We start from the raw sequence: 18,472 nt of genomic DNA on the forward strand, positions 1-18,472 counted from the left end.
GCGCGGAGCTGCCCTCGCCCTCATCTATTGGGCGAGCGGGCCTCCCGCTACCTGCGGCGAGATTGGCGCTACGCACAGCCACGACGGCGTGTCGTGTGCGTGGTGTCAATGTCGCGGTGGCCGCGACGCCCCAGTGCCTCTGATACCTGCCGCACAATCTGGTCGGGTCGATCCTCGGCGACGACACGGATGACGATCCAGCCGAGCTCGGCCAGCTCCTTCGATCGACGCAGGTCGCGCACGTATTGGCGCCGGTTCGTTCGGTGCTGGTCGCCGTCGTATTCGGCGGCGACCTTGAACCGCTCCCAACCCATGTCCAGCAGGGCCACTGTTCGGTAATGGACCACAACGGGAATCTGGGTCTCCGGTGTTGGCAGTCCAGCGTCAATCAGCAGCATCCGAAGCCATGTCTCCCTCGGAGATGCAGCGCCCGGGTCGATCCTGGGGAGCAGCGTCCTGAGCTGCCGTACCCCTCGGGCTCCGGCGTATCGCGTCGCCAACATCAACGTTGTCTCGGTAGAAAACGGCGTAGCCCGCATCAATGCGTCGAGGCGTGGCATCGCATCGGCGGCGGCCAGTTGCCGCCCCAGGTCGAAAGCCGTCCGGGCAGCTGTGGTCACGGGCAGCCCGGCAACCCGGGTGACTTCGTCGATGCCCAACTGGCAATTGCGGGTGATGATTCCGGCGGGCGGCCGGGGATTGCGCCACATCAATTCAACGACTTCGTCATCGTCGATCCAGTCCGAGCCGTGCAAGGCCGCGGCGGCGAGCCCGGCCAGTATGCCGCGGCGACCCGTCCACAACCATGCGGCCTCTGAGCGAACCCGTAACGACAGTTGCGTGTCGTTCGGCAGGTATACGTCGGGGTAGATCGCTCGGTACTGAGTTCGTAGCTGGTACCGGCTGACTCGTCCCTGCTCCAACGCCACGCTGCCGATGCACATTCTGTCCACCCGGGCTTGGATGGGCCGAATAGCGCACCGGTTCCACGAGATTGAAGCTACGCACAGCCGCGACGGCGCGTCGTGTGCCTGGTGTCAGTGTCGCGGCGATAAGTCAGGTGAAGCGGAAGAAGCGCCGCGCCGCCAGCGCGCCCACGAAGCCCCACGCCGCGAGGACCGCCAGCCCGAACCAGTCCACCGACAAGCTCATGGCCTGCGACAGCGACTCGGTCAATGCGCCGGACGGCGTCAGTCGCGCCGCCCATTTGACGCCCGCCGGGATCATGCCCGACTCCAGCGTCAGCGCGCCGAACCCGGCGAATGCGAACCACAACAGGTTGGCCAGCGCCAGCACGATCTCGGCCCGCAGTGTCCCGCCAAGCAACAGACCGAGCGCCGCAAATCCTGCCGTCCCCAAAGCGATCACCGCGCCGCCCAGGGCCAGCGCCGCCAGCGGCGGCCGCCAGCCCAGCGCAAAACCTATGCCGCCCAAGACAATTGACTGCAGGAAGACAGTGAACACCACCGCCAGTGCCTTGCCGGCGATGATTCCCCACACCGGCAGCGGAGTCGCCCCGAGTCGCTTAAGCGCGCCGTAGCGACGATCGAAGGCGACCGCGATGGCCTGCCCGGTGAAGGCCGTGGAGATCACCGCCAGGGACATGATCGCGGGCGTGAACACCGCCGCCCGATGCTCGCCGAAGGATCCGAACGGAAGCAACGTGAGCCCGATCAACAGGGTGATCGGGATGAACATCGTCAGCAGCAGCTGCTCTCCGTTGCGCAGCAGCAGCTTGGCCTCCAGGCTGAACTGCGCGGCCAGCATCCGGGACACGGCACTCGGACGCGGGTCCGGGGTGAAGGTTCCGGCCGGGAAGACGTCGCTCACGATCGCAGGCTCCTGCCGGTCAGATCGAGGAAGACGTCCTCCAGGCTGCGTTGTTCGACGCGCAGGTCGGTAGCCAGCACGTCGATGCGGGCACACCAAGCCGTCACCGTTGCCAGCACCTGCGGGCCTACCGCACCCTCGACCAGATACTCGCCAGGTGACAACTCGCTGGCCCGGTAGCCCTCGGGTAATGCAGCGGTCAGTAACGAAAGATCCAGGCGAGGTGGCGCGCTGAACCGCAGCTGATCCTTGGCGCCGCTGCGCATCAACTCCGCGGGCGTGCCCGCCGCGACCGTCGTCCCGTGGTCGATGATCACCAGCCGGTCGGCCAGTTCCTCGGCCTCTTTGAGTTGGTGGGTGGTCAGCACCACCGTGACGCCGTCGCGGCGCAGCGCATCGATCAGCTCCCAGACCAGCAGCCGGGCGTGGGCGTCCATGCCCGCGGTGGGTTCGTCGAGGAATACCAGCTCCGGCCGCCCGACCAGCGCACATGCCAGCGCGAGCCGTTGCTGCTGGCCACCGGAGAGCCGGCGGTAGGTCGTTCGCGCGGCCTCAGTCAGGCCGAGGGTTTCCAGCAGCCACTTCGGGTCCAGCGGATCGGCGGCGTAGGAAGCAACCAGGTTGAGCATCTCGCCGGCGCGGGCCGCCGGGTAGCCGCCGCCGCCCTGCAACATCACGCCGATGCGCGGGCGCAGGCGCGCGTTGTCGGCGATCGGGTCCAGCCCCAGCACCTCGATGCTGCCGGCATCGGGGCGGATGAAGCCCTCGCACATTTCGACCGTGGTCGTCTTGCCGGCGCCGTTGGGACCCAACAACGCGAACACTTCGGCGGCATGCACCTCGAGATCGAGGCTCGAAACGGCCTTTACGGACCCGTACTGCTTGCATACCCCGCGCAGTCGCACCGCGATATCGCGGTCGTGGGGGACGGGGCTCACGTGGAATCAGCGTAGGCGTCGGGCGCCGCTTCGGGAGCCGGGGTGGCCTCCCCAGCGGCGGGAGTGACCAGTGTCACCGACGGTTCGGGTGCGATGGGCTCTTCCGGGAGGGGGCGCCACGGCAGCCGGTGGTAGGTCAGCGCGATGAGCACGACGACGATGAAAGCGCTGGCCAACGTGGCGTCGACGATCTGAAACAGCGCGAAACGGTCGCCGTTGGCGGTCGGGCCGAAGATGCCGACGATCAGGGTGACCACGATGGCCGCGGCCCGGAACTTGGTGCGGGTCGCCCAGGCAGCCAAGGGAATGATCGCCCACAGCAGGTACCACGGCTGCACGACGGGGAACAGCAGCACGGTGAGGCCCAGCGCCACCCCGAGCCCGCCGATCGGATGCAGCCGGCCACGGAAGACCGCGAGCAGCAGCCAGCAGACCATGACCATGATGATCAGCACGCCGATCGCACGGGTCAGCGACAAGATCGCGGTGGTGTGATCACCGAGGCCCAGCAGGATGCCGACCTGCCCGGTGCCCAGCGCCAGCAGGGTCGGCGGCGACATCCAGCTGCGCACCACGTTGGCGGTGCCCAGCGTGAAGATCCAGCCGAAACCGAGCCCACTGGCCCAGCCGACGATGCCCATCACCGCAAGGGTCAAGGCCGCCATCGCGGTGCCTGACAGCAGGAAGGACTTCACCGTGCTGCCGAGCCGGTAGGCCAGTGCCATGGTGACGAAGCCCAGGGCCAGCAAAGACGGCAGCTTCACCTGCGACGACAGGACGATCAGAATCGAGCCGCCCACCAGCAACCCCGGCGGTTGCCAGTCCGGGCCGATCCGCCACGACTGAGGCATAAGGCGATCCGACCGCTGTCCGTCCAGGCCGCGCAGCGCGAACTCCGCGCCCGTCAGCATCAGCCCCAGCATCAGCGCCTCGTTGTGGATGCCGGCTACCAGGTGCATGAACAGCAGCGGATTGGCCGCACCCAGCCACAGCGCGCTGACCTCGGCCACCCCGCAGCGACGGGCCAACCGCGGCGTAGCCCACACGATCAACGCCACGCCGAACAACACCACCAGGCGGTGGCACAGAACAGCGGCGACGATGTTCTCACCGGTGAGGCCGGAGATGCCGCGTCCGATCCACAGAAACAGCGGGCCGTAGGGCGCCGGGGTCTCGCGCCACAGGCTGGGCACCGACAGCGTGAACACGTGGCCCAGGCCCAGGCCGGAGGCCGGCCCCACCCGGTACGGGTCGAGCCCTTCCAGCGAGATCTGGCTCTGGGCGAGGTAGGAGTAGACGTCCTTGCTGTACATCGGCGGGGCGATCAGCAGCGGGAGCATCCACAACACCAGCGTGCGGTCAAGTTCGCCGCGCGACATCCGGCGCTTGCCGGAGGCGAAGCGGCCGAGCATCAACCAGGCCAGCGCCATCATCACCGCGCCAGTGGTGGTCATGGTCAGCGAAACCGTCTGAATGCGCGACGGCAGGTTCAGCAGCCGCACGCCGAAGGTGGGGTCCTGGACTACCGGTCTGGCCCCGTCGCCCAGCGCGCCGATCGCCATCAAGACGGTGCCGGTGGCGCCGAACAGCCGGGTCCGCTGCATCGCGGTGTGTTCGGCGGCGTTGAGCGGCTTGCCCACCGTCTGCTCGTCGCCGTGCAGACTGGCGATCGACGAGCTCAGAGTGTGGTGGCGGGCTGCCATCAGAGCAGACTAGTCGCCTGGGGAACCGGCACTGTTGAACTCGTCACCTAAGGGCACCCTTGCTGGACCGATGACCGGAATTGCGACACACTGGTGTTGTGAAAATCCAATCCCAACCGCATGCTGCCGCGCCCGCAGCCGGCGCTGTCGGGTCGGACGGACACACCCGGCGCTCGATCGTCCGCCTGCTGGTCGAATCCGGCTCCATCACCGCCACCGAAATCAGTGACCGGCTGGGCCTGGCGCCCGCCGGTGTGCGCCGGCATCTGGACGCGCTGATCGAGGCCGGCGACGCGGAATCGTTCGCGTCGGCGTCGTGGCAGCAGGCAGGACGCGGACGACCCGCAAAGCGGTACCGGTTGACCGCCGCCGGTCGGGCCAAGCTCGACCACGCCTATGACGACCTGGCCTCTGCCGCGATGCGGCAACTGCGGGAGGTCGGCGGCGAGGACGCGGTGAAGACTTTTGCGCGGCGGCGCATCGATGCGATTCTGTCCGGGGTCGCGGCGGCCGAAGGCCCGGACGAGGACGCCATCGAAGCGACCGCCGACCGGATCGCGCAGGCGTTGACCAAAGCCGGATATGTCGCCACCACCACCCGGGTGGGCGGCCCCATCCACGGTGTGCAAATCTGCCAGCACCACTGCCCGGTGTCCCATGTAGCCGAGAAGTTCCCCGAATTGTGCGAAGCCGAGCAGCAGGCCATGTCCGAGGTGCTCGGCACCCACGTGCAGTTGTTGGCGACGATCGTCAACGGTGACTGCGCCTGCACCACCCACGTACCCCTAGCTATTCCTATTTCGGAGGCGCCCAGCCCGCGCCCCACCGCAACGAGCACCAAAGGAGCGTCCTCATGACACTCGAAGCCGCACGGACGGTCGAGCCACTGACTCAGGAGCAGACCATCGAGTCGCTGGGCAAGTACGGCTACGGCTGGGCCGACTCCGACGTCGCGGGCGCCTCGGCCACGCGGGGTCTTTCAGAGGCGGTCGTCCGTGACATCTCGGCAAAGAAGAGCGAGCCGGAGTGGATGCTGAACATCCGGCTCAAGGCGCTCAACATCTTCGACAAGAAGCCCATGCCGAACTGGGGCTCCAACCTCGAGGGCATCGACTTCGACAACATCAAGTACTTCGTGCGCTCCAGCGAGAAGCAGGCTGCCACGTGGGACGACTTGCCCGCGGACATCAAGAACACCTACGACAAGCTGGGCATCCCGGAGGCCGAGAAGCAGCGGCTGGTCTCTGGTGTAGCCGCCCAGTACGAGTCCGAGGTCGTCTACCACTCCATCCGTGAGGATCTCGAGAAGCAGGGTGTCATCTTCCTGGACACGGATACAGCGCTGCGGGAACACCCCGACATCTTCAAGAAGTACTTCGGCACCGTGATCCCGGCCGGGGACAACAAGTTCTCCGCACTGAACACGGCGGTGTGGTCGGGTGGCAGCTTCATCTACGTGCCGCCGGGTGTGCACGTCGACATTCCGCTGCAGGCCTACTTCCGGATCAACACCGAGAACATGGGCCAGTTCGAGCGGACGCTGATCATCGTCGACGAGAACGCCTACGTGCATTACATCGAGGGCTGCACCGCGCCGATCTACAAGTCGGACTCGCTGCACTCGGCGGTGGTGGAGATCATCGTGAAGCCCGGTGGCCGTTGCCGTTACACGACGATCCAGAACTGGTCGAACAACGTCTACAACCTGGTCACCAAGCGGGCCCGGGCCGAGGCCGGCGCCACCATGGAGTGGGTCGACGGCAACATCGGATCCAAGGTCACCATGAAGTACCCGGCGGTCTGGATGACCGGCGAGCACGCCAAGGGTGAGGTGCTGTCGATCGCGTTCGCGGGTGAGGACCAGCACCAGGACACCGGCGCCAAAATGCTGCACCTGGCCCCGAACACGTCGAGCAACATCGTGTCCAAGTCGGTGGCGCGCGGCGGCGGCCGCACCTCCTACCGTGGCCTGGTTCAGGTCAACAAGGGCGCCCACGGATCCAAGTCGAGCGTGAAATGCGATGCGCTGCTGGTCGATACGATCAGCCGCAGCGACACCTACCCCTACGTCGACATCCGCGAGGACGACGTCACGATGGGTCACGAGGCCACCGTCTCCAAGGTCAGCGAGAACCAGCTGTTCTACCTGATGAGCCGCGGCATGACCGAAGACGAGGCCATGGCGATGGTGGTGCGCGGATTCGTCGAGCCGATCGCCAAGGAACTGCCGATGGAGTACGCGCTCGAGCTCAACCGGCTGATCGAGTTGCAGATGGAGGGTGCGGTCGGATGACCGCATCGTTGAACAAAGGCGAATTATTCGCGTCCTTCGACGTTGACGCCTTCGAAGTCCCGCACGGCCGCGACGAGCTTTGGCGGTTCACCCCGCTGAAGCGGTTGCGCGGCTTGCATGACGGCACTGCGGTGGCCACCGGCACCGCCACGATCACCGTCAGCGAGCAGCCCGGCGTCACTGTGCAGACGGTGCGCCGCGGCGACGAACGCCTCGGCGAAGCCGGCGTTCCCGCAGACCGTGTTGCGGCCCAAGCATTTTCGTCGTTCAACGCGGCGACGCTGGTCACCGTCGGGCGCGACACCCAGGTCGGTGAGCCGATCAACATCACCGTCGCCGGACCCGGGCAGGGGGCTGCGGCCTACGGACACCTGCAGATCCGGGTGGAAGAACTCGGCGAGGCCGTCGTCGTCATCGACCACCGGGGCAGCGGAACCTACGCCGACAACGTCGAATTCGTCGTCGCTGACGCCGCCCGGCTCACGGTGATCTGGATTGCCGACTGGGCCGACGACACCGTGCACGTGAGCGCCCACCACGCCCGCCTCGGTAAGGACGCGGTACTGCGCCATGTCACCGTCACCTTGGGCGGCGAGGTGGTCCGGTTGGCGGCCAACGTGCGGTTCGCCGGCACCGGCGGGGACGCCGAGTTGCTGGGCCTGTACTTCGCCGATGACGGCCAGCACCTCGAGTCGCGTCTGTTGGTGGACCATGCTCAGCCGGACTGCAAGTCCAACGTGCTCTATAAGGGTGCGCTGCAAGGGGATCCATCGTCCAAATTGCCCGACGCGCACACGGTGTGGATCGGCGACGTGCTGATTCGCGCCGAAGCCACCGGCACCGACACCTTCGAGATGAATCGCAACCTGGTGCTCACCGACGGCGCGCGCGCCGACTCGGTGCCCAACCTGGAGATCGAGACCGGCGAGATCGCCGGCGCCGGACACGCCAGTGCCACCGGGCGATTCGACGACGAGCAACTGTTCTACCTGCGCTCCCGCGGCATTCCCGAAGAACAGGCCCGCCGGCTGGTGATTCGCGGCTTCTTCGGCGAGATCATCTCCAAGATCGCGGTGCCCGAAGTGCGGGAGCGCCTCACCGCGGCCATCGAATACGAACTGGAAAAGACGGAGAAGGCAACAACCGCATGACAATCCTGGAAATCAGAGACCTGCACGTCAGCGTCGTGAACCCGAGCGGCGCCGACGGCGAACGCGAGATCCCGATCCTCAAGGGCGTCGACCTGACCGTGAAATCCGGTGAAAAGCATGCCCTGATGGGACCCAACGGCTCGGGCAAGTCGACTCTGTCCTACGCGATCGCCGGACATCCCAAATACGTTGTCACCTCGGGGTCGATCACGCTGGACGGCGAAGACGTGCTGGCGATGAGCGTCGACGAGCGGGCGCGGGCCGGACTGTTCCTGGCCATGCAGTACCCCGTCGAGGTGCCCGGCGTCTCGGTGTCGAACTTCCTGCGCTCGGCTGCCACCGCCATCCGCGGCGAGGCGCCCAAGCTGCGGCACTGGGTCAAAGAGGTGAAGACCGCAATGTCCGCCCTGGAGATCGACCCGGCGTTCGCCGAGCGCAACGTCAATGAGGGCTTCTCCGGTGGTGAGAAGAAGCGCCATGAGATTCTGCAACTCGAGCTGCTGAAGCCGAAGATCGCCATCCTCGACGAGACCGACTCCGGCCTGGACGTCGACGCGCTGCGGGTGGTCAGCGAGGGCGTGAACCGCTACGCCGAGTCAGAGAACGGCGGCATCCTGCTGATCACGCACTACACCCGCATCCTGCGCTACATCAAGCCCGAGTATGTGCACGTCTTCGTCGGCGGCCGCATCGCCGAATCGGGTGGCTCTGAGCTGGCCGACGAACTCGAGCAGAACGGCTACGTGCGCTTCACGCAGGCGACCGCAGGCGCGTAAGCATGTTGGACCTCACGGCGATCCGCGCCGATTTCCCCATTCTCAAGCGCGTCATGCGCGGCGGAAATCAATTGGCGTACCTGGATTCCGGGGCGACCTCGCAGCGCCCGCTGCAGGTGCTCGATGCCGAGCGCGAGTTTCTCGTCACCTCCAACGGGGGTGTGCACCGCGGTGCGCACCAGCTGATGGAAGAGGCCACCGACGCCTATGAGCAGGGCCGAGCCGACATCGCCGCGTTCGTCGGCGCCGACCCCGACGAGCTGGTGTTCACCAAGAATGCCACCGAGTCGTTGAACCTCGTGTCATACGTGTTGGGCGATAGCCGTTTCGAGGGTGCGATCGGACCGGGCGACGTGATCGTCACCACCGAACTGGAACACCACGCCAACCTGGTGCCCTGGCAGGAACTGGCCCGGCGCACCGGCGCCACCCTCAAGTGGTTCGGCGTGACCGAAGACGGCCGTATCGATCTCGACTCGTTGCAGCTCGACCGCAACGTCAAAGTCGTTACTTTCAGCCATCATTCGAACGTGACGGGCGCACTGGCACCGGTCGGCGAACTGGTCGGGCGGGCCCGGGCGGTAGGGGCCTTCACCGTGCTGGACGCCTGCCAGTCGGTGCCGCACCAGCCGGTTGACTTCCATGCACTCGGCGTGGACTTCGCCGCGTTCTCCGGACACAAGATGTTGGGGCCCAACGGTATCGGCGTCCTCTACGCCCGCCGCGAGTTGCTGGCCACCATGCCTCCGTTTCTCACCGGCGGATCGATGATCGAGACCGTCACCATGGAGACCTCCACCTACGCGCCCGCCCCCCAGCGCTTCGAAGCGGGCACCCCGATGACGTCGCAGGTGGTCGGATTGGCCGCTGCCGCACGCTATCTGGACGCCGTCGGCATGCCGGCCGTGGAAGCGCACGAGCGCGAGTTGGTCGCCAAGGCCATCGAGGGCCTGTCCGGGATCGAGGGTGTCCGCATCGTCGGGCCCACATCGATGGAGAACCGTGGGTCGCCGGTCTCCTTCATCGTCGACGGCGTGCACGCGCACGACGTCGGCCAGGTGCTCGACGACGACGGCGTGGCCGTGCGCGTCGGACATCACTGCGCGTTGCCGCTGCACCGGCGGTTCGGCCTGGCGGCCACCGCCCGTGCGTCGTTCGCGCTCTACAACACCGAGGAAGAGGTCGACCGTCTGATAACAGGCGTTCGGCGGTCCCTGGAATTCTTTGGGAGAGACTGAAATTGCGTCTCGAGCAGATGTATCAGGATGTGATCCTGGACCACTACAAGCACCCGCATCACCGCGGGCTGCGGGAACCGTTCGGCGCCGAGGTTTTTCACGTCAACCCGGTCTGCGGTGACGAGGTCACGCTGCGCGTCGCGCTGTCCGAGGACGGCGAGACCGTCGCCGACATCTCCTACGACGGCCAAGGCTGTTCGATCAGTCAGGCAGCGACATCGGTGTTGACCGAGCAGATCATCGGGCAGAGTGTGCCGGAGGCGCTCAAGACCATCGACGCCTTCACCGAGATGGTCTCGTCGCGCGGCAACGTGCAGGGCGACGAGGAAGTGCTCGGCGACGGAGTAGCGTTCGCAGGAGTGGCCAAGTATCCGGCGCGGGTGAAATGCGCATTGCTGGGCTGGATGGCGTTCAAGGATGCGCTGGCCCGGGCCAGCGTGGCCAATCAGACGTCCGCACAGGCCCACGCCGGCTTCGAGGAGGAGGTTGCACAATGAGCGACACCACTGCATCTGACGAGCTTTTGCTCGCCGACGTCGAAGAGGCGATGCGCGACGTCGTTGACCCGGAACTCGGCATCAACGTCGTCGACCTCGGTCTGGTTTACGGCCTGAACCTGGAGAAGGGCGAGGAGGGAACCGTCGCCCTGGTCGACATGACGCTGACGTCGGCGGCCTGCCCGTTGACCGATGTCATCGAGGACCAGTCACGGTCGGCGCTGGTGGGCGCCGGCCTGGTCGACGAGCTCAGGATCAACTGGGTGTGGAACCCGCCGTGGGGCCCGGACAAGATCACCGAGGACGGCCGCGAGCAGCTGCGCGCCCTCGGCTTCACTGTCTAGTCGCCCCCTGGGCACTGTCAGCGCGGGTGCCGCCCGGCCCCGTCAGGGCACTTGCCGTCAGCGGCCTGCCGCACGCTGATCGACGTCGCCTGCAACGCGCCGCCGTTCTCGCTCCCGCGGGCGGTGATGCACTTGCCTTGCGCGATTTCCTCGGACGTCGCCGGGGCTTCTTTGGTGTATTTCGTCTTGTCCGTGACCGTCACGGTTTGCGGCGCTCCGGCGGTGTTGACGGTGATGGTTTCGCCGTTTACTGACGCCACCGTGCCCTGGATCGGCGCATGCCGGCCCGGCGTCGTGGGCTGCTTACCCTGCGGGCACTTGCCGTCAACTTCCTGGCTGACGCGCACCGACGCAGCGGGCTGGCCCTCATCTTTGGATCGGGCGGTGACGCAGCTACCCACGGCGACGTCAGTCAGGGCCCCGGCGCTGACCTCGCTGATCTTGGTCGAACCGCTGAAATCCACAGTGGCCGTTCCGCTTTGCTGCGTCACCTGAACCGCATTGCCGGCGACGGACGCGATCAACCCGCGGACTTGTGTCTCGCCCTTGGGCGGTGCCGACGCGCTGGTGGTCGGGGCCGCCACCGCGGTGCTAGGTGATGTGCTGGGACCGGCCGTGTGCGAGGAGCTGCACGCCGCGAGGGACAGTCCGGCCGCGACAGCGGCAATCGCGACACGAGTAGATGACCGAGTAAATGACAAGGGTCCTCCCCAAATCGTCAGTGGTTCCCGACGATCCGGTCTACCCGTCCCAGCTGTGCGGACCCTATGAGTCAGAAGACATCTTCGGAGACGCGCATGACGTCGTCATCGATGTTCTCCAGGACGGCGCGCACTCCGGCCAACTTCGGCAGGATGTTCTTGGCGAAGAACGCCGAGACCGCGACCTTGCCTTCATAGAAAGCCTTTTCGCTGCCTGACAAATCGCCGGACAACGCCGCCTCGGCCACGTTGGCCTGTGCCAGCAATCGCCAGCCGATGAGCAGATCCCCGACCGCGAGCAGGTACCGGACCGATCCGAGGCCCACTTTGTAGATGTCGGTGGGGTGTTGGGCGGCCGACATCAGGTTTCCCATCAGCGCACCCGTCATGCCGGTGACATCTTCGACGGCGGCCTGCAGCAACTCGGCCTGGTCCTTCAACGACTCCGTGGTGGTCTCGATTGTTTTATTGATCTGAGTCGTCACGTGCTGCAGCGACTGGCCGTGGTCCCGCACGATCTTGCGGAAGAAGAAGTCCATCGCCTGAATCGCGGTCGTGCCCTCGTACAGCGAATCGATTTTGGAGTCGCGGATGTACTGCTCGATCGGATAGTCGGTCAGGAAGCCTGAGCCGCCCAGCGTCTGCAGCGATTCGGTCAGCACCTCGTAGGCACGTTCGGAGCCCACACCCTTGACGATGGGCAGCAGCAGATCGTCGACCCGGTGCGCCAGATCAGCGTCGGCGCCCGAAACATGTTGCGCGACAGCTTCGCATTGATGTGCGGCGGCGTACAGATACACCGCACGCAGGCCCTCGGCGTAGGCCTTCTGCGTCATCAGACTGCGACGCACATCGGGGTGGTGCATGATCGTGACCCGCGGCGCGGTCTTGTCCGTCATCTGCGTCAGATCTGCGCCCTGCACCCGTTCCTTCGCGTAGGCGAGTGCGTTGAGGTAACCCGTGGACAGCGTGCCGGCGGCCTTCACGCCGATCGTCATGCGCGCGTTCTCGATGACGTGGAACATCTGCGCGATTCCGTCGTGGACGCCGCCGACCAGATATCCGACAGCCGGAACGTCGGTGGCGCCGAGGGTCAGCTCGCAGGTGGGGGAGGACTTCAGCCCCATCTTGTGTTCCAGTCCGGTCACATACACACCGTTGCGCGCGCCGAGTTCCCCGGTGTCCGGGTCGAACAAGAAGTTGGGAACGTAGAACAGGCTCAAGCCCTTGGTGCCGGGTCCCGCGCCCTCAGGCCGGGCCAGCACCAGATGGAAGATGTTCTCGGTCGTATCGCCGACATCGCCGCCGGAGATGAACCGCTTCACTCCTTCGATATGCCAAGTGCCGTCGGGTTGTTCGATCGCCTTGGTGCGGCCCGCCCCCACATCCGAGCCCGCGTCGGGTTCGGTGAGCACCATGGTGGCCTGCCACCCGCGTTCGATTCCCATTGCGGCCCAACGCTTCTGCTCGTCGTTCCCCTCGACGAACAGGGATTGCGCCAGAATCGGGCCCAGGTTGAAGAAGCAGACCGAAGGGTTGGCGCAGTAGATCATCTCGTTGACGGCCCAGGTGAGCGGCGGCGGCGCGGCCATGCCGCCGATCTCCTCGGCCAGGCCCAGCCGCCACCATTCGGCGTCTTTGATCGCCTGGACGGTCTTCACCAATTCCGGTGCGACGCTGATGCTGTGGGTTGCCGGGTCGAAGACCGGCGGGTTGCGGTCAGCGAACGCGAAGGATTCGGCCACCGGGCCTTCGGCCAACCGGGCCGCCTCCGACAGGATGGTGCGCACCGTGTCGTCGTCGAGGTCGGCGTATTTGCCGGTGCCGAGGACGGCGCCTACGTCAAGAACCTCGAACAGATTGAACTCAAGGTCGCGCACGTTGGCTTTGTAGTGCCCCACGGTGGTTCCTTCCACTCAGACTGATCGGCCCGATGATCGGGCACAGTCTTGCTGCCGGGAGAAAACGTACGCAACCGTAGGTAAGGGGCTACCCGTGCGCGCCGAACAGTAGGCCGCCCTGGCCACCGACGCCGTTTGGAGTGCCGCCTCTGCCGCCGTTGCCGATCAAGACGGCATTTCCGCCGTTGCCGCCGGTCAAATTGCCGTTGCCTCCGGCTCCGCCGTTGCCGATCAGACCGGCCTGCCCGCCGGGCCCGGAGACGCCCCCCATCGGGGCGTTGCCGCCCGCACCGCCGTTGCCGATGAAAGCGCCTCCTGCGCCGCCGGCTCCGGCCGGGGCGGCGTTGGATGCGTCCCCGCCACCGCCGCCGTCGCCGAACAGGAAAGCCCTGCCGCCGTTGCCAGAGGCGCCGGTGAGGGAGCTGCCGCCGCCATGGCCGCCGTTGCCGTACAGCAGGCCGCCATTGCCTCCGGCGCCACCTGCCCCCATTCCGTTCGGGCTGGTACCACCGGCACCGCCATTTCCTAACAAGAATGCGGAGCCGCCGAGACCGCCGGCGCCGCCGCCGCCACCACTGTTACCGCCGGCTCCGCCAGCGCCGAACAGCCAGCCGCCGGCACCACCGGCGCCGCCGTTCGCGCCCGCGCCGCCCACGCCGCCAGCCCCGCCGGAACCGAGCAGGCCGGCGGCCCCTCCATTGCCACCGCCTACTCCCGCGACGGCCGACGAGAAACCGTTGCCGCCGTTGCCGAAGAGAAGGCCGCCCGCCTGTCCATTCGGATTCGCCGCGGTTCCGTCAGCGCCGTTGCCGATCAGCGGGCGGCCCAACAGTGCGTTGGTGGGTGCGTTGATCAGGTCGAGGATCGGCTGCAGCGGACCGATATTGGTCGCTTCCGCCAATGCGTACTGCTGCGCTCCGCCCGCCAGCAGTTGCACGAATTGTTCGTGGAAGGCGCTGGCTCCGGCGCTGAGCGTCTGATACGTCTGCGCGTGCGCGCCGAAGATGGCAGCGACGGCAGCCGACACTTCGTCGGCGCCGGCGGCAGCGACGGCGGTGGTCTGGGCTGCCGCCGCGTTGTTGGCTTCGCTGATCAGTGATCCGACCCGGGCCAGATTGCCCGCCGCTTGGGATACGAAATCGGTATTGGCGACCACGAACGACATCTCGCACCTCCACAGCGGTGAGCCGGCGACCTCAGAATCGTAGCGCGATTCGGAAACGATGAATCCATTTCGCAACTCTTTTTGGAGGCAATTTTTGGGCCGAAATTGGTTAGTCCACCAAGGGAATTCGCCCGATGGCGACCGGGCTGTGCAATAGGCCCCGGACCGCGACGGTGATTCGTATCGCGAAGTGCCATAAGCCAATTCAATGACATACCGGAATCAAACCGAGACCTCCGACGACGCTTGTGTCAATACACTCGGTGAATCCCGACGCACTCTGACTCCCTGTGAGGCCGCTGGAATGACCTTGACCGCCTTCGAAGTGACCGCCCCGGCGGCCTCCTTCGACCGCGTTCCGCCCAGCGCTGCCCGCGGCCTCAGTTGGCGCGCCGCGCTGTGGTCGGTGCTGTCGGTGCGCTGGGCGGCCGGCGCACTGACGCTGTTTTTGGCCGGTCTGGCGGTTCAGCTCAACGGTGGCCCGACAGCCGCGTGGTGGACGCTGTATCTGGCTTGTTATCTGGCCGGCGGCTGGGGCTCGGCATGGGCAGGCGTGCAAGCACTTCGGAACAAGGCGCTCGACGTTGACCTGCTGATGATCGTGGCCGCGATCGGTGCGGTGGCGATCGGGCAGATCTTCGACGGAGCACTGCTGATCGTGATTTTCGCGACGTCCGGTGCCCTCGACGAGGTTGCCACGAAGCACACCGCGGATTCGGTCAAGGGACTGATGAACCTGGCGCCGGACCAGGCAGTGCTGGTCGATGCCGCGGGCGCGGAGCGGGTGGTGCCCGCGGAGCAGCTGGTGGTTGGGGGACCGGGTGCTGGTGCGTCCCGGCGAACGGATACCCGCCGACGGCGTGGTGTTGTCCGGGGTGTCCGAGGTCGATCAGTGTTCCATCACCGGTGAATCGATGCCGGCCGTCAAGTCCGCGGGCGATGAGGTGTTCGCCGGCACCGTCAACGGCGCGGGTGTGTTACGCGTGGTCGTCGCCCGTGACCCGTCGCACAGCGTCGTCGCCCGAATCGTTGAGCTGGTGTCCGAGGCGTCAGCCACCAAGGCCAGAACCCAACTGTTCATTGAGAAGATCGAACAGCGCTACTCGGTAGGAGTGGTGGCGGCCACCTCAGCGTTGATCGTCGTCCCACTGGTGCTGGGCTCGGCGCTGCAACCGACGCTGTTGCGCGCCATGACTTTCATGATCGTCGCGTCTCCCTGCGCCGTGGTGTTGGCCACCATGCCGCCCCTACTTTCGGTGATCGCCAACGCGGGCCGGCACGGAATCCTGGTGAAGTCCGCGATCGTCGTCGAACGCCTCGCCGACACCAGCATCGTCGCGTTGGACAAGACGGGCACGCTGACGTGCGGGACGCCGCGACTGACGGTCGTCAAGTCGTTGCGGCCGGAGTTGATGGACGTGCCGAGATTGCTCGAATTGGCAGCCGCCGCAGAACAATCCAGTGAACATCCGCTGGGACGGGCGATTGTCGGGGAAGCGCGGCGGCGCGGTCTGATCATTCCTGCTGCCGAGGACTTCCGCGCTGTGCCGGGCCGGGGTGTGCGCGCCACGATAGGGCGCGATTTCGTCGAGGTCTGCAGTCCGCACAGTTTCCGCGGCGAGCTGCCCGGCGAAGTGACATACCTCGTCGACACCGGTGCGACAGCCGCCGTGGTAGTCGTCAACGGGGTGGCCGCCGGGGTTTTGGGGCTCACCGATCAGATGCGTTCCGATGCGGTGGACTCCGTGGCCGCCCTGACGGAGTTGACGTCGGCGCCCCCGGTACTGCTGACCGGCGACAGCGCCCGCGCCGCCCGACTCGTTGCCCGTGACGCCGGCATCGTTGACGTGCGCGCCGGCCTGCTACCCGAACAGAAGGTCTCGGCGGTGCGCGAACTGCAGGCCGGTGGCCACCGGGTGCTGGTGGTGGGTGACGGCGTCAACGACGCCCCGGCGATGGCCGCGGCGTGCGCCTCGATGGCCATGGGCGCCGGTTCCGACATCACTCTGCAGACCGCCGACGCAGTGACGGTCCGCGATGAACTGCACACCATTCCGACGATCATCGGCTTGGCCCGGCAGGCGCGCCGGGTGGTGACCGTCAACCTCGCGCTTGCCGGCAGCTTCATCACGGTGCTGGTGCTGTGGGATCTCTTCGGGCAGCTTCCGCTGCCACTGGGTGTGGCCGGCCACGAGGGGTCGACACTGCTGGTGGCCCTCAACGGCCTGCGCCTGCTGAGTAACCCAACCTGGCGGTCCGCGGCGGCGCGTTGACGTACGCTCTACTGCTGATGGGAACTGGGTGCACGCGGGCTCTGACCGCGGCCGATTTCCGGCAGGCGGTCAGGGGCAACGAGAACGTCTTCGTTTATTTCTGGGCGCCGTTGTGCCCGCCGTGCGACGTCTTCACGCCCACCTATGAGGCATCGGCGCAGAATTGCCCGGACATCGTGCACGCCAAGGTCAACTTCGAAGTAGAGAAGGATCTGGTCGAGACGGCCGGTGTGACGTTGCTGCCGACGCTGATGGCCTTTAAGAAGGGCAAGCTCGTCTTCAAACAGCCAGGCATCGCTAATCCGACGGTGATGGCCGAACTGGTCAGGCAGCTCAGGTCCTACCGGCACAAGTCGACCACGCCCAGCCTGCTGTGAGCGGCTGGGGAACAACAACCACAACCTCGGCGTTAGGGCAGACGTGACTACCCAAGACCTCACTGCGGCGCAGTTCAACGAAACCGTCAACGGCAACGACATGGTGCTCGTTGACTTCTGGGCCTCCTGGTGCGGCCCGTGTCGCGCCTTCGCGCCCACCTTCAAGGCGGCGTCGGAAAAGCACCCTGACGTGGTCTTCGCCAAGGTCGACACCGAGGCCGAGCAGGAGTTGGCCGCTGCCGCTCAGATCCGGTCGATCCCCACGCTGATGGCCTTCAAGAAGGGTCAGCTGTTGTTCAATCAGGCCGGCGCGCTGCCTCCTGCCGCGCTGGAGGACCTGGTACAGCAACTCAAGGCCTACGACATCGAAGCGGCGACCGAAGAGGCAACCGAAGTCTGAGCCGCGCCCGGGCGACGCTGCCGGAACCGGATCAGGTCTGCGTTACCGTTTCAAGGTGAGTTTGGTCCTCCTGGAACACCCGCGGCCCGAGATCGCCCTCATCACGCTCAATCGTCCCGAGCGGATGAACTCGATGGCGTTCGACGTCATGGTGCCGTTGAAAGAGGCGCTCGATCAGGTCACCTACGACAACTCGGTGCGTGTGGTGGTGCTCACCGGCGCCGGCCGCGGATTCTCCTCGGGTGCTGACCACAAATCCGCCGGCGCCGTCCCGCATGTCGAAGACCTCACCCGCCCGACGTACGCGCTGCGGTCCATGGAGTTGCTCGACGAGATCATTCTGAAGCTGCGTCGGCTGCACCAGCCGGTGATCGCCGCGGTCAATGGTGCGGCCATCGGAGGAGGGCTGTGCCTGGCGCTGGCCGCCGACATCCGGGTGGCCTCCACCAGCGCGTATTTCCGGGCAGCCGGCATCAACAACGGTCTCACTGCCAGCGAACTGGGCCTGAGCTACCTGTTGCCCAGGGCCATCGGGTCATCGCGGGCATTCGAGATCATGTTGACCGGGCGTGACGTGTCCGCCGAGGAGGCCGAGCGGATCGGACTGGTGTCATGCCAGGTGCCAGGAGCGCAGCTGCTGGACACCTGTTATGCGATCGCCGCACGGATGGCCGCCTTCTCCCGACCGGGTATCGAGTTGACCAAACGCACGCTATGGAGTGGACTGGACGCCGGCAGCCTCGAGGGACACATGCAGGCCGAAGGCCTCGGACAGCTTTTCGTCCGTCTGCTCACCTCCAACTTCGAAGAAGCGGTTGCCGCACGCGCAGAGAAGCGCCCGGCGGTCTTCACCGACGACAAATAGCGCCGCACAAGTAGCGCAAA

The 18,472-nt window shown here is 66.2% G+C and carries 17 protein-coding genes and 1 pseudogene; 11 read left to right on the plus strand and 7 right to left on the minus strand.

Annotation, left to right across the window (positions count from 1 at the left end):
* Positions 1-68 precede the first annotated feature (68 nt).
* The 4 genes from C0J29_RS12840 to mptB all read right to left on the minus strand — a co-directional run bounded on the left by C0J29_RS12840 (position 69) and on the right by mptB (position 4,471).
* Complete coding sequence (locus C0J29_RS12840) at positions 69-944, minus strand: DUF559 domain-containing protein (RefSeq protein WP_120792543.1); 876 nt, start codon at positions 942-944, stop codon at positions 69-71.
* 112 nt (positions 945-1,056) lie between these two features.
* Entirely contained in the window at positions 1,057-1,767 is a 711-nt protein-coding gene (locus C0J29_RS12845) for an ABC transporter permease (RefSeq protein ID WP_120794707.1), read from the minus strand.
* 59 nt (positions 1,768-1,826) lie between these two features.
* Positions 1,827-2,768: an ABC transporter ATP-binding protein gene (locus C0J29_RS12850; protein WP_120792544.1), complete on the minus strand. Its 942-nt coding sequence runs from the start codon at positions 2,766-2,768 to the stop codon at positions 1,827-1,829.
* Positions 2,765-4,471, minus strand: coding sequence for a polyprenol phosphomannose-dependent alpha 1,6 mannosyltransferase MptB (gene mptB, locus C0J29_RS12855; RefSeq protein ID WP_120792545.1), 1,707 nt, complete (start codon positions 4,469-4,471; stop codon positions 2,765-2,767). Before mptB ends, C0J29_RS12850 begins: the two co-directional genes overlap by 4 nt.
* A gap of 80 nt (positions 4,472-4,551) precedes the next feature.
* Here mptB and C0J29_RS12860 point away from each other — a divergent pair, with 80 nt between their 5' ends.
* The 7 genes from C0J29_RS12860 to C0J29_RS12890 are packed head-to-tail and all read left to right on the plus strand — an operon-like array spanning position 4,552 to position 10,770.
* A complete protein-coding gene (locus C0J29_RS12860; RefSeq protein ID WP_242460422.1) occupies positions 4,552-5,328 on the plus strand; it encodes a helix-turn-helix transcriptional regulator in 777 nt (258 codons plus the stop codon).
* The gene (sufB, locus tag C0J29_RS12865; RefSeq protein ID WP_065162567.1) at positions 5,325-6,764 is read left to right on the plus strand and encodes a Fe-S cluster assembly protein SufB; all 1,440 of its coding nucleotides are present in this window, start codon (positions 5,325-5,327) and stop codon (positions 6,762-6,764) included. Before C0J29_RS12860 ends, sufB begins: the two co-directional genes overlap by 4 nt.
* Positions 6,761-7,915, plus strand: coding sequence for a Fe-S cluster assembly protein SufD (gene sufD, locus C0J29_RS12870; protein ID WP_065046746.1), 1,155 nt, complete (start codon positions 6,761-6,763; stop codon positions 7,913-7,915). Before sufB ends, sufD begins: the two co-directional genes overlap by 4 nt.
* On the plus strand, positions 7,912-8,691 hold the full coding sequence (gene sufC / locus C0J29_RS12875) for a Fe-S cluster assembly ATPase SufC (protein ID WP_120792546.1): 780 nt from the start codon (positions 7,912-7,914) through the stop codon (positions 8,689-8,691). The genes sufD and sufC overlap by 4 nt, the downstream gene beginning before the upstream one ends.
* 2 nt (positions 8,692-8,693) lie before the next feature.
* Entirely contained in the window at positions 8,694-9,929 is a 1,236-nt protein-coding gene (locus C0J29_RS12880; protein ID WP_065046742.1) for a cysteine desulfurase, read from the plus strand.
* Complete coding sequence (sufU, locus tag C0J29_RS12885) at positions 9,926-10,426, plus strand: Fe-S cluster assembly sulfur transfer protein SufU (protein ID WP_120792547.1); 501 nt, start codon at positions 9,926-9,928, stop codon at positions 10,424-10,426. The genes C0J29_RS12880 and sufU overlap by 4 nt, the downstream gene beginning before the upstream one ends.
* On the plus strand, positions 10,423-10,770 hold the full coding sequence (locus C0J29_RS12890) for a metal-sulfur cluster assembly factor (RefSeq protein ID WP_065046738.1): 348 nt from the start codon (positions 10,423-10,425) through the stop codon (positions 10,768-10,770). The genes sufU and C0J29_RS12890 overlap by 4 nt, the downstream gene beginning before the upstream one ends.
* Positions 10,771-10,787: 17 nt before the next feature.
* Here the strand turns inward: C0J29_RS12890 and C0J29_RS12895 are convergent, their stop codons facing one another.
* The 3 genes from C0J29_RS12895 to C0J29_RS12905 form a co-directional block, all read right to left on the minus strand.
* On the minus strand, positions 10,788-11,354 hold the full coding sequence (locus C0J29_RS12895; protein WP_231513203.1) for a DUF5666 domain-containing protein: 567 nt from the start codon (positions 11,352-11,354) through the stop codon (positions 10,788-10,790).
* A gap of 188 nt (positions 11,355-11,542) precedes the next feature.
* Entirely contained in the window at positions 11,543-13,372 is a 1,830-nt protein-coding gene (locus C0J29_RS12900; protein WP_120794708.1) for an acyl-CoA dehydrogenase, read from the minus strand.
* 88 nt (positions 13,373-13,460) lie between these two features.
* Positions 13,461-14,537: a PE family protein gene (locus C0J29_RS12905; protein WP_065046799.1), complete on the minus strand. Its 1,077-nt coding sequence runs from the start codon at positions 14,535-14,537 to the stop codon at positions 13,461-13,463.
* Positions 14,538-14,841: 304 nt separating this feature from the next.
* On the opposite strand from C0J29_RS12905, the pseudogene C0J29_RS12910 reads away from it, so the two are divergent.
* The 4 genes and pseudogenes from C0J29_RS12910 to C0J29_RS12925 all read left to right on the plus strand — a co-directional run bounded on the left by C0J29_RS12910 (position 14,842) and on the right by C0J29_RS12925 (position 18,452).
* Positions 14,842-16,810: pseudogene (locus tag C0J29_RS12910) on the plus strand (heavy metal translocating P-type ATPase).
* A 17-nt stretch (positions 16,811-16,827) separates the two neighbouring features.
* Positions 16,828-17,187: a thioredoxin family protein gene (locus C0J29_RS12915; protein ID WP_120792548.1), complete on the plus strand. Its 360-nt coding sequence runs from the start codon at positions 16,828-16,830 to the stop codon at positions 17,185-17,187.
* A gap of 43 nt (positions 17,188-17,230) precedes the next feature.
* Positions 17,231-17,587 carry a thioredoxin gene (gene trxA, locus C0J29_RS12920; protein ID WP_065164171.1) on the plus strand — a complete coding sequence of 119 codons (357 nt, stop codon included), beginning with the start codon at positions 17,231-17,233 and terminating at the stop codon, positions 17,585-17,587.
* A 37-nt stretch (positions 17,588-17,624) separates the two neighbouring features.
* Complete coding sequence (locus C0J29_RS12925; RefSeq protein WP_370530917.1) at positions 17,625-18,452, plus strand: enoyl-CoA hydratase; 828 nt, start codon at positions 17,625-17,627, stop codon at positions 18,450-18,452.
* Positions 18,453-18,472 lie beyond the last annotated feature (20 nt).

It is taken from the genome of Mycobacterium paragordonae (assembly GCF_003614435.1).
Classification (GTDB): domain Bacteria; phylum Actinomycetota; class Actinomycetes; order Mycobacteriales; family Mycobacteriaceae; genus Mycobacterium; species Mycobacterium paragordonae.